The sequence below is a fragment of the Bacillus sp. D386 genome, from assembly GCF_006346415.1.
The window spans coordinates 889,225-901,268 of the sequence record NZ_VEMV01000001.1; the positions used below are offsets into that span (position 1 = coordinate 889,225).

Consider the following 12,044-nt stretch of genomic DNA (forward strand, 5'->3'; position numbering starts at 1 on the left):
ATCTAAAGTATAAACTATCTCTTCTACTATACGTTTTTAATCTCCAGCCATTCATTTTCTAAAATACTCATTTCCCATAAACTCCAGTATTCATCGCCATTTTTACTTGCATCTCTATGTAAACCCTCTTTTACAAATCCTGCCTTTTCGTAACAATCAATGGCAGAGTCATTAAAGTCAAATACTCCAAGACTAACCCTATGTAAGTGAAGTTCTTCAAATGCGATTTTAAGTATTTCTTTAATCATTTGCTGACCGATCCCTTTACCTCTTGTGTTTTTATCACCGATTAGGACTTTTCCAACTCTTGCAGATTCGTTTTTTCTATCAATTCTCCCCAAAGAGATATGTCCAATAACGTTGCCTGTTTCTTGATCAACCACTTTATAAATCAGAGCTTCTGAGTTAGCATGATTGGCATTCTCCATGTACTTTTCTAATTGAGTATCATTCAAGGGATAGTTAAACCCAGGGCCACCCCATTGAAGTAAAAATGCAGGCGAATCAATCCAATTGATAAGCTGTTTAAAATCAGAGCGTTCAAAATACTTTAGTTCTATCATGATTACCACCTCCCCTTAATACTGGTCTAGATATATAGAACATCTCTAATTTAAAGACTTCTTAAATACATAACTTACTTTGTCATAGTTCATCCGCTCTTCATAAAAACGATGGGTATCTTTACGCTGCAATCCTGATGATAAGGATATCGTTTCATAATTGTTTTCCTTAGCCCATTGATGAACATATGTAAGTAATTGTTCACCATATCCTTTGGAACGTTTATTTATATCCGTAACCAAATCACATACCCAAACAAATCGTCCATAATAAAGAGTGATCATCGTTTTAAAACCAATTACCGCAACTATTTCACCCGCATCAACCAAAGCAAACATTTTGTATCTATCGCTTTCTTGTGCATCCAAGACGAGTTCAAGATAGGAGTTTTCATCGAGATGAGTACGCAGCTGCTTCATCACAGGGAATGCTTCAACTATTTCATTTACTGATTTAATTTCTTTAATCGTGAACGGATCCATAATCCACCTCTTATTTCTGAATATTTAGTCATTTTATCTTGCAATTTGCCTGTTCTACTCTATTCTTTAGTAATTCCGACTTCCTTTATTTTTCCCCCAGTAAAAAGCCATGGAATAACTCCCCTCCAAAAGGTTCTAATATATTTTCAACTAAATGGATTACTTGATCCTTTTCTCCTGTCTTATAAAAACAATCAAATGCTTCTACAAATTGGTTTGCAAATAATTCATCATATTGCTTGAGAGAACGAACTACCCATTTTGATGTGCCAATCCATTGACGGTTTGCTCTTAAGATAAATTCACTTACCAATTCAGCAAGTGTATTGGCTATAAAGAGTTCCTCTGCCCGATTCGTACAGCCTTTAAAATCATCGAGTGCATCCGTAATAAAATAACGCTTCGTATTGATTATTTCGGCTGTCCATTCTTCTGGACCTTTAGCCAGTATTTCTTTAGCCTCTTTTTTAATCGAATCGATTATTCCGCAATCTTTTAAGATTATCCCTTCAGAAATCATTCTTGACAGTGAAGGTCTTGCCCTTTCACAGTCACTTTCAACAAACAGTTTATAAGAGGTTAAATTATATACGAACATTTCAATAGGCCATCCAAATTCAACTAATGACTCTCGATAGGATGAACTGATATTTTTATCGAAAATAACGATATCCAAGTCAGATGTTTCAGTTGCTTCACCCCGAACAACGCTCCCTGCCAATAGAGCACCCTGACAGTTTGGAAAATAAATTTTAATAAACCGTTGCCCGGCTTCAATTGGACTTATTTTATTAAATGCACCCATTGACTCACCTCTGATTCGACAAATTTCTCAATTATTTGATTCTACATTGAGATATGAAATACCTTCCAAAAACCAAAGCTTTATCGAAAACAAAAAAGAACTGGTTGACAGCTCTTGATTTTATTTAATAGTTTCCCATTCTTCTCGCAATAAGCCCATTCTAATTGAATCGTAATATTCGTTATCATAGAAACGGCATTTTCTTAACCTTGCTTCCATTTGCATACCTAATTTTTCTCCAACTTTGATCATTCGCTGATTACCAGACCAGGTTGTGTACCCTACACGAACTAAAGGCATCGTTTTAAATAAATGGTCAATCCATAATTTTAAAGCTCTCGTACCATATCCCCCATTCCAATATTGAGGATTATATATACCAATGCCCATTTCTAGCCACTTTGACGGCTCATGCTCCCAGTAATAACTGACTGTACCAATTATTTTTCCATCTACTTCTATTCCCCAGTAGTAATCTTGATTGATAATCTTATCCCTTTTCTTCAAGTAATCATCATAGGATATAGACTTATGTTCAAAATAGGGGGCATCCCACTTTTTCCATTCAGGAGATTCTTCTTTATAAACTAATTCCCATAAAGAATATAAATCTTCTTCTCTGATTGGCCGAATAATTAACTCATGATTCTTATACATATGTATAATTGAGCCCCTTTCTCTTTTTAAAACTTAATAAGATTAAGCTATTTGAATGGTATTCCTGTTTATTTATTTTCATCTATATCTCCAATATGAATCTACTATTTCTTTTCAACCTCGTATAAATCCTCCCTCTGAATGTATAATCTGACCGGTTATCCACTCTCCTTCTTGAGAAGCAAGGAAGCCAATCATACGGGCTACATCTCCAGGTACACCTATACGTCCCATTGGAAACTTAGGTAAAAGATGTTCCCGAATCTCATCTGTCATCCATGTTGAATCAGTAGGACCAGGGTTTACAGCATTGACTGTAATTCCTAATGATGCCAGTTCAGCGGACAATGACCGAGTGAACGCTGAAATAGCTCCTTTTGTGGCTGCATAAGCTAATTCGTCAGGCATCGCACCCAAGTCCTGACCTGATGTCATATTAATAATTCTGCCTGATTTATATCCAGCATTCTTAAAACATCGAGCAAATTCTGTACATAACAGAAAAGTAGTCCTCATATTAACGGCATAATGGTCATCCAAAGTTTTAGCGTCCAGATTTAGATACCCATCTCTTGTTGAATGGGCTGCATTATTAATCAATATGGAAGGTACACCTAATTCCTCTGAAATACGCTTAATTGTTTCGGAGGCTGCATTTGCATCTGACAGGTCAATTTCCATGCTTTTGCAACGGACTCCGTTAGTTTGTATTTCATTAAAAAAGATTTCAGGCCATTCTTGTTCTGCTTTCCAGTATGTAAAAAATATATCAGCTCCCTGTGAAGCTAGTTTTCTGCAAATGGCCGTCCCAATATCCCTTGAACCACTCGCACCTGTTACTAAAGCTATTTTCCCATGCAAAAAAGTCATGTATTTTCCCTTCCCTAAAGCAATTTGATATTTATACTAGGTATTGTGATTAATCATAATTAAAAACCCATAATTTAACAATAAAAAACCAACCATATATATACTGGAATAAATCTAAATCTGACAAACTAATAATTGAAAATAAAGAAAAAAAGGGGAGAGAGTCCCCCTTTTAGGTACGCGAATAAAATTATAAAAAGATAGACAAGACTGTTAAAATACTAATCGATCCCACCACTACAAGCATGACATTGGCTCCAAGCAAAGAAAGAATGATAGCTGACATCCCACCGATTAATCCTATCCAAATGTTTTCCTGTATAAAAAGCACACCAGGAAAAATCAATGCACCCAGCGTTGCATAGGGGATGTTTTGTAAAAAACCTTCCCAAAATGGAGAGAGCTTCATTTCTTTAAACAAAACAAAAGGCAGCATTCTTGGTATGTATGTAACGAGGGCCATCCCTAATATAAGTATAAAACTAGATGCCGTCATTCACTTGTCCTCCTTTTGCCAATCAACGTATACATCCATTCAACCAGAAAGGCTGATAAAAGCGTTGCCACAATAATTGACCAGCCGGTGGATAAAAGACCCGTTACAGATAATATTGTGTTAAAGATTGCTCCCATACCAGCAAGGAGGAGGATTTTACGGCTTTTCGCCAATGCTGGCATTAACAGAGCAATAAACATCGCATAGAGGGCAATACTCATACTTTCCTGTAAGGCATGGGGCAAACTGGCTCCGAACAAATAACCAACTCCCGTACAGAGAACCCAGCTTACATAAGCAATTCCTCCAAGGCCGAACATATAGCCCGCTGTTATTTTCCCCTTTTTAAAGGATGCGACCGAAAACGTTTCATCTGTAATACCAAATGAATAAATAATCTTTTTCCATAAAGGATCATTCACAGATTTTAACTGAATGGATGTCGCCATTAATAAATGCCGTATATTTAAAATAAATGTAGCGACAATAATACCAATTACACCTGTACCGAGTGACAGCAAATTTAATGCTGTGTACTGAGAAGCACCTGCATATACCAATATACTCATAGCTACGGCTTCCCCAAATGTTAGTCCCGATGATTTGGCAAGCAGACCAAATGTTAGCGCGATTGGAAAATATCCTATCGCAATACTGATTCCTGCCTGAATCCCCTCCTTAAAATCCGATACACTGCGCTCGGCAACCTGCACCTCCATGACATACTCCTTTCTTAGTCTCTTACGTCAAGATAAAATAAGCTATTCCTAATAATTCAAGGGTTTTTACTCTTATCTACCAAGCTTCTGTAAGAGATTTACGTATTTTACTTATTCTTTTAATGGTTATACCAAAAGTCTGTCTTATCGAACTTATCTTTTGTATTGGAATTTTTTGAATATTGTAGAATTACATTCATCCCTCATATAATGGATTTATGATGAAGATGAAAGTAGGGATACTTATGCAAGGTAATGAAAAAACATTAGGATATGTACGAGTAGTTATTGATGAAGTTGGCAAAGTAGCACATATTTGTCCAAACACTCTGCATCATCCTGATCCAGACGAACAAGAACGTTTACAAAAAATAATTTCAGTTAATCACTTAGATGAAGTTTTCTCTAAAATGGGCCATTCCTATAAAGATTGCCAGGTTTTAGTCGTATTCCACGAAAACAATAACCATGTATGTGTAGAGCATTCTATGACGATTCAACCAAATTTCAAAAGCTTCTGGAGAGAGAGAATCACCAAAAAAATCGAAAAGCATCATGAAAGCATGCGCGATGAAATCCATATCCAGAGCCGAATTGATTTGTGGGAAGATACATACAAAGAAACATTTGTTCCAACAAGAAAGGTTGGCTAAAATAGATGGAAACAGCAAGCATTATGCTTGCTGTTTCTGTTTGTTTACTCCTATACATCTATTATCCCAACAAGCTCCTATCAGAAATTTGCGTATTCCGTTTTAGTTTTTGGAATTCATTCAATAACTGATCAATGGTTAACGTTTGTTTAGAGTTTTGATCTGCTTCATAAATAATTTCACCGCTATCCATCATGATTAATCGATTGCCCAAATCAAGGGCCTGCTGCATATTGTGGGTTACCATTAAGGTTGTCAATTTATGTTCTTTTACGATTTTTTTCGTAAGTTCGGTTATAAGCTGAGCCCGTGATGGATCGAGTGCTGCAGTATGCTCATCAAGGAGGAGTATATCCGGCTCTGTAAAAGTAGCCATTAATAAGGATAGCGCCTGTCTTTCCCCTCCTGATAACAAGCCGACCTTCGCAGATAATCGGTTCTCCAGACCTAAATGAAGCTCCTCTAGTTTTTCTTTAAAAAACAGTCTGCGCTTATTTGTAACCCCGAAACTGAGCCCTGCTCTTTTTGTTCTTGCATAGGCAATGGCCAGGTTTTCTTCGATTGTCATCGTCGGAGCAGTACCTGCCAGCGGATCCTGAAAAACCCTTCCTATTTTTCGGGCACGGCGGTGTTCTCCCGCATACGTCAAATCGGTTCCGTTAAGGATGATTTTTCCTGAATCGGGCAGGATTTTTCCTGAAATTAAATTCATAAGTGTGGATTTACCCGCTCCATTACTTCCAATTACCGTCACAAAATCTCCCTGCTTCAATTCAAGATTAATCTGATTTAATGCCATTTTTTCATCAGGAGAGCCTTCATTAAACACTTTTAATATCTGACTTAGTTGCAGCAAGCTGCTCTCCTCCATTCTCATTTATACTAGGTTTAACCGTTTCTGCATTCAATTCTTTCATTCGATTGCGTCTTTTCCGGGATTTTTTCGTACTGTCTATCCATTTTGGAATAAGCAAAGCAATAATAACAATTACAGCCGTAATTAGTTTCATATCTCCCGCTTCAAGAAACTCCACTTTAAGCGCAAAGGCTACAACCAATCGATATAAAATCGCTCCGCCAATAACCGCTAAGGTCGCTCTGGCAATGGATTTAGAACCGAAGACTGCTTCCCCGATAATAACGGATGCAAGCCCAATGACGATTATTCCAATCCCCATTCCGACATCAGCAGACCCAATATACTGTGCGACAAAAGCTCCTGATAAAGCGACCAGCGCATTGGCGATTCCAAGTCCCAGCATTTTCGTCATATCTGTATGAACCGAAAAGCTGCGCACCATTTGCTCATTATCTCCAGTTCCTCGAATGGCAAGGCCTATCTCTGTTTTCAAAAATGCATCCAGCAACATCTTGCCTACGATAACAAATAACATCATCGGTAATACGATAGACCATGTATGCGGAATATAGCCTTCTAATCCAATGCTTGTGAAGAGTGATGCGATCCAGTCGTCAATCCCAAGACTTGCCCACCATGTACCAAGCTGAGTAAAAATTGTATCCTCTGATAATAAGGAAACATTTGGCTTACCAAGAATTCTTAGATTAATAGAATATAAGGCAATCATCATTAAAATTCCCGATAAGAGAGGATTAATCTTCCCTTTTGTATGCAATAACCCCGTGATTATTCCTACGAAGAAACCAACAAATATCGCCGAAAACGTTGCAAGGATAGGACTTGTTCCGCCTGTAATTAAAATGGAAACGACGGCCGCCCCTGTTACAAAGCTACCGTCCACTGTCATATCAGGAAAGTTAAGAATTCGAAATGATAAGTAAACACCTAAGGCCATAATGCTATAAATAATGCCGGCTTCCACCGAACCAAAAACAGATGCAAACACGTATTAACCTTCCTTTCTGTTTGGATTAATTACGGCTGAAGATTATTCCAGAAATTCAGCTTCCTCTTTAATTTTGGTAAGATCTATTTTCATTTTTTCAGCGGCTGATTTATTAATAACTAATTTCAAATCATTCGGTGCTTCAACAGGCAAGTCCTTCACCTCTTTTTCACCCTTCAGTAATTGCACAGCTTGTTCCCCCGCCTGATAGCCGATATCATAATAATTGAAACCATATGCTGCAAAGCCACCTCTTTTGACTGAATCCAATTCTCCAACAAATAAAGGAATACTTTCTTTTTCTGCAACCTGGATCACAGACTCGAGTGCGGATACAACTGTATTATCTGTAATGATATAAATAGCATCTACTCTACCCACCAAAGAATCTGCAGCTTGCTTTACTTCAGAAGTATTTGCAACAGAAACCTTTTCAACAGACACTCCATTTTTCTTTGCTTCATCTTCAACAGTTTTGACCTGAACCTCCGAATTTTGCTCACCGGCATTATAAATCGTTCCTATTTTCGTATAGCCCATTTCTTTTATCAACTTCACTGTATTAGGGATCGCTTCAGGGTGAGTATCTGTTGTTCCCGTCACATTTTTATCCGGTGCTTCCATGCTGGATACCAATTTTGCCCCTACTGGATCTGTAACAGATGTAAATACAATCGGTATATCCTTTGTAACATTGGCTGCAGTTTGAGCACTTGGAGTAGCATTAGCAAAGATTAAATCGACTTTTTCACTCACTAAATTAGTAGCAATCGTTTGATTATTATTTAACTCCCCCTGAGCATTCTGTTCATCATATTTAATGGACAACCCAGAATCCTCAAGAGCCTTTTTAAAGCCCTTTGTGGCCTCATCAAGCGATGGATGTTCAACAAATTGAGAAATCCCTACTGTATACTGTTTTCCTTCTCCATTTTTCTCACCTTCGCCGGACGATTTTTCATCCGAACCACAGCCTGCAAGTGCAATGGTTGATATTACAGCTATACTTGCCAATAAACTTTTCCATTTCATGATATGCTCCCCCACCCTTTATCGCTTTTATGCTTTTATTCGTTAAATTATAGCCTGAAAATTTTAGAATTGCAATAAATAATATAGAATATTCAGACAATAAAGCAGTGGCATATCTGTAAAAATTGAAACTTAAACTATAATATGCTGTTTTTTAGCTGGGTGAGTAGGTTGATTAGTTTTAGCAGGATAAGACCCATAAAAATGATAGATAAATACGGATTAAGCAAAAAAAATTCCCGCATCACTGCGGGTCCAAAGTTCGTTTTTCTATTTTGTTTGCTGCAGCACAGTATTTCTTAAAGCTCTGCGTAAAATCTTACCTGTCGTATTTTTAGGAAGCTCCTCCATAAATTCAATCGATGTAGGTACTTTATATTTTGCTAAATGCTCATGGCAATAGTTGATTAATTGCTCTTCCGTTAAATCTAGGCTTTTGGATACTACAAAACATCGGATGACTTCTCCAAGATTCGGATCCGGAGCCCCTATTACAGCTACCTCCGATACTTCGGGGTGTGCAAATAAAACTTCTTCAACTTCCCTAGGATAAACATTAAAGCCACCGACAATAACCATGTCTTTTTTCCGATCAACAATATAAAAATATTCTTCATCATCTGCACGAGCTAAGTCACCAGTATATAACCAACCATCCTTAATGGTAGCTGCAGTTTCTTCTGGCATTTTATAATAGCCCTTCATGACATTTGGACCTTTAACAATCAATTCCCCAACTTCACCCGCTGGAACCTCTTCACCCAATTCATTTACGACTTTATTCTCAACATGAATGATGGATTTTCCAATAGAGCCAGGTTTTCTAGGGCGATCAATTGGGTTAAAACAGGTAACTGGAGATGCTTCTGAAAGACCATATCCCTCTGACACAATAACATTAAATTTCTTCTCGAAATTTGTTAATAACGCAACCGGCATAGCTGAACCTCCGGAAATACAGAACCTGAGAGTTTTAAAGCTATCTTGATTAGCCTCGGGATATTGCAATAGATAATTGAACATAGTAGGCACACCTGCGAAAAGGGTTACTTCATATTTCTCGGCCACTCTGAACACTTCTTGTGGACTGAATTTAGGCAGGATGATTAATGTACCTCCATTTATTAGTGGCGCATTTAAAGAAACCGTTAAACAAAACACATGGAACATTGGCAGCACCGTAATAACACGGTCATCTTCATTAATCTGTAAGTAACCTGCTACATCCCGGGCATTACTATAAAGATTTTTATGCGTAAGCATGGCCCCTTTTGGTTTACCTGTCGTCCCTGAGGTGTACAAAATAAGCGCAGTGTCATCCTCCTCCACTGTTGGGGGAGAAAATTGTCCAGTGGCATTTTTGAGTATATCTGTAAACGGTTTCATTTTGTCGCTGATTGATAGGTTCTGAGGCAATTCATCTGGTCCTGTACCGGACGGACAAACAATCACATAATTAATATCTGGCAGTATCTTTCTCATCTTATCAAACATAGGGACCAGCAAATCCAATGTGATTACTGCTTTTACATCACCATTTTTCAATATGTAGGCTATTTCATCTGGTGTATACGTTGGATTAATCGGAATAGCCGTTGCACCCAATCTCATTAATCCATATAAACCAATTATGAAATGCGGTGAATTACCCAATAATAGAGCAACATTATCTCCTTTGTTTACCCCTAAACTCTGAAGACCATCAGCAAACCGTGTAACAGCTGCATTCAATTCAGCATAACTCGTTTCCTGATCCATAAAAATATAAGCTGGTTTTGTTTTAAACTTTTCTGCCGTTTCTAGAAGTTGGGTTGATAAATTCATATTATTCCCTCCCCTGTTAGAAAGGTGTAAGTTTTGTTAAAATATTCTAAATACACCCAATTTTTATTATAGAAAAAGAACTAGGTATAAGCAACTATTTAATCGAAATCATAGATTAAGCAATCCCTACATTCACAATATTCATAAACAGGATAATTTACCTATAACCTTTATGTTTTCACAAAAATATCGTATTTTTATTGATATAGTTATTTGTATAAATAAAAAGCTTCAAACGGATTTAACCCATTAGAAGCTTTTTGATAGAAAGTATTTTCACTTTTTATTTAATATAAAAGATTAACAAAATCCTGTTTTGTGATATTGCCAAAATAATGACTGATATTCACATCTTTCAATGCATTTTCTAGTTCAGATTTTGAAAATCTAACACCAACTAATCGTTTTTGGATTTCTTCTACATCACCCACTCCAAAGAAGTCACCAAATATTTTGCATTCCTCAATTTTACCTTTAGCTACCTCTAAGCGAACATCTATTTGTCCAACTGGGAAACGATGAGAATGCTGAATATTAAACTTAGGTGATTTTCCATAATTCCAATCCCATTGTTGATAACGTTCTTCAGAGATTTCCATAATTTTTTTCCAGTCTTCATCAGTCCATTGATATTCTTGTACATTCTCCATTCCACCAAAAATATGTTCAAGTAGCTTTTGGCGGAATTCTTCCATAGTCAATGGTTCAGACAGGAACTCGGAAATATTGGCAACTCTTGAGCGAATGGATTTTATTCCTTTTGATTTAATTTTATCTTCTTTCACCTTTAAGGCCGAAACCACATTTTCAATTTCACTGGAAAGCATTAATGTTCCATGGCTGAACATTCTTCCCTTAGTGGCAAATTGAGCATTTCCTGAAATTTTGCGTTCTCCAACTACTAAATCATTACGACCACTTAATTCAGCATTTACGCCTAGTTCCTTCAATGCTTCCACCACAGGTTCAGTGAACTTCTTATAATTATGGAAGCTTTCACCATCATCTTTAGTGATAAAGCTATAGTTCAAATTACCGAGATCATGGTAAACCGCACCGCCGCCGGAAAGTCTGCGGACAACAATAATATCGTTCTCTTCTACATAATCACTGTTGATTTCCTCAATTGTATTTTGGTTCTTTCCAATAATAATGGATGGCTGATTAATATAAAATAATAAATATGATTCATCAATATCCAAATGTTTTAATGCATACTCCTCAATTGCCAAATTAATACGTGGATCTGTTATTCCTCTATTATCTAAAAATAGCATTACTCAATCCCCCTAAAATTAAATATAAATTTGTAAACCAGTCTTGGCTAAATCAATCTCACCCTTATAGACTTTTGCGGCTTGCTTTACCAGATCATTCTGATTCCCGAAGTGCGGCAAATGGGTCAAGATTAAGGTTTGAACTGCTGCATCCCTGGCTATTTCTCCGGCTTGAATGCTGGTTAAATGGCCGGCCCTTTCAGCCATATCCATGCCCTCATAAAAATTGCACTCGCATAGTAAAACATTCGCATCCCTGAAAAAAGACACGAGTTCAGGAAAATAGGCTGTATCTGCCGTATAAGCCAATCTTTTGCCCCCTGCTTCAATAACATAAGCATAGCATGGAACGGAATGCTTCGTCTTAAGTGCCTTAACATGGAAAGGACCAATTTGAACAGATTTCCCTTCCACAATAGGTTCCCATACAGTCTGGCTTTTATATGTCAGAGTAACAGCTGTAGCTTTATCTTCCGTATGAGCATATATAGGCAATGGCTCTTTTTCAATTCCTACCATTTGATCGATTAATAATGCATGCTGCAGGACCCCTATATCTGCAATATGATCTGTATGAAAATGTGATAAAAGAACGGCGTCCAAATCGCCTGGTCTTATGTATTCCTGTAACTGAGATAATACTCCGCTTCCACAATCAAGCAGCAATTTAAATCCTTCATGCTCAATCAGATAACCCGAACTGGCTTCTTTCTTCCCAGGATAGCCGCCCCAAAACCCGATAACTGTTAAACGCATTTTATCCCCCCATTAAAAATCAATCTAACTTTATATTGTTT

Annotated in this window: 14 protein-coding genes; 1 reads left to right on the forward strand and 13 read right to left on the reverse strand. The window is 37.2% G+C overall.

Annotated features, from left to right (window positions below; translation table 11 throughout):
- Positions 1-26 precede the first annotated feature (26 nt).
- From FHY45_RS04340 to FHY45_RS04370, 7 genes are all read right to left on the reverse strand, one after another.
- The gene (locus tag FHY45_RS04340) at positions 27-563 is read right to left on the reverse strand and encodes a GNAT family N-acetyltransferase (protein ID WP_066101794.1); all 537 of its coding nucleotides are present in this window, start codon (positions 561-563) and stop codon (positions 27-29) included.
- Between the two features lie 45 nt (positions 564-608).
- Positions 609-1,046, reverse strand: coding sequence for a GNAT family N-acetyltransferase (locus FHY45_RS04345; protein ID WP_066101797.1), 438 nt, complete (start codon positions 1,044-1,046; stop codon positions 609-611).
- A gap of 85 nt (positions 1,047-1,131) precedes the next feature.
- Complete coding sequence (locus FHY45_RS04350; RefSeq protein ID WP_139891487.1) at positions 1,132-1,851, reverse strand: nucleotidyltransferase domain-containing protein; 720 nt, start codon at positions 1,849-1,851, stop codon at positions 1,132-1,134.
- A gap of 120 nt (positions 1,852-1,971) precedes the next feature.
- Complete coding sequence (locus FHY45_RS04355) at positions 1,972-2,508, reverse strand: GNAT family N-acetyltransferase (protein WP_066101801.1); 537 nt, start codon at positions 2,506-2,508, stop codon at positions 1,972-1,974.
- A 114-nt stretch (positions 2,509-2,622) separates the two neighbouring features.
- Positions 2,623-3,378: an SDR family oxidoreductase gene (locus tag FHY45_RS04360; RefSeq protein ID WP_139891488.1), complete on the reverse strand. Its 756-nt coding sequence runs from the start codon at positions 3,376-3,378 to the stop codon at positions 2,623-2,625.
- A gap of 190 nt (positions 3,379-3,568) precedes the next feature.
- Positions 3,569-3,874 (reverse strand): AzlD domain-containing protein, encoded by a 306-nt coding sequence (locus FHY45_RS04365; protein ID WP_066101807.1) that lies wholly within the window; start codon positions 3,872-3,874, stop codon positions 3,569-3,571.
- On the reverse strand, positions 3,871-4,593 hold the full coding sequence (locus FHY45_RS04370; protein WP_139891489.1) for an AzlC family ABC transporter permease: 723 nt from the start codon (positions 4,591-4,593) through the stop codon (positions 3,871-3,873). The genes FHY45_RS04365 and FHY45_RS04370 overlap by 4 nt, the downstream gene beginning before the upstream one ends.
- Positions 4,594-4,838: 245 nt before the next feature.
- Here FHY45_RS04370 and FHY45_RS04375 point away from each other — a divergent pair, with 245 nt between their 5' ends.
- Positions 4,839-5,246 carry a hypothetical protein gene (locus FHY45_RS04375; protein ID WP_066101814.1) on the forward strand — a complete coding sequence of 136 codons (408 nt, stop codon included), beginning with the start codon at positions 4,839-4,841 and terminating at the stop codon, positions 5,244-5,246.
- Positions 5,247-5,307: 61 nt separating this feature from the next.
- On the opposite strand, the gene FHY45_RS04380 is transcribed toward FHY45_RS04375, so the two are convergent.
- From FHY45_RS04380 to FHY45_RS04405, 6 genes are all read right to left on the reverse strand, one after another.
- A complete protein-coding gene (locus FHY45_RS04380) occupies positions 5,308-6,102 on the reverse strand; it encodes an ABC transporter ATP-binding protein (RefSeq protein ID WP_066101815.1) in 795 nt (264 codons plus the stop codon).
- Positions 6,068-7,114 (reverse strand): ABC transporter permease, encoded by a 1,047-nt coding sequence (locus tag FHY45_RS04385; RefSeq protein WP_139891490.1) that lies wholly within the window; start codon positions 7,112-7,114, stop codon positions 6,068-6,070. Before FHY45_RS04385 ends, FHY45_RS04380 begins: the two co-directional genes overlap by 35 nt.
- 42 nt (positions 7,115-7,156) lie before the next feature.
- Positions 7,157-8,146, reverse strand: coding sequence for an ABC transporter substrate-binding protein (locus FHY45_RS04390; protein WP_066101818.1), 990 nt, complete (start codon positions 8,144-8,146; stop codon positions 7,157-7,159).
- 270 nt (positions 8,147-8,416) lie between these two features.
- On the reverse strand, positions 8,417-9,970 hold the full coding sequence (locus FHY45_RS04395; protein WP_139891491.1) for a fatty acid--CoA ligase family protein: 1,554 nt from the start codon (positions 9,968-9,970) through the stop codon (positions 8,417-8,419).
- Between the two features lie 287 nt (positions 9,971-10,257).
- Positions 10,258-11,247, reverse strand: coding sequence for a lipoate--protein ligase (gene lplA / locus FHY45_RS04400; RefSeq protein ID WP_139891492.1), 990 nt, complete (start codon positions 11,245-11,247; stop codon positions 10,258-10,260).
- A gap of 18 nt (positions 11,248-11,265) precedes the next feature.
- Positions 11,266-12,003, reverse strand: a complete 738-nt coding sequence (locus FHY45_RS04405; RefSeq protein ID WP_066101825.1) for an MBL fold metallo-hydrolase — start codon at positions 12,001-12,003, stop codon at positions 11,266-11,268.
- Between the last annotated feature and the right edge of the window lie 41 nt (positions 12,004-12,044).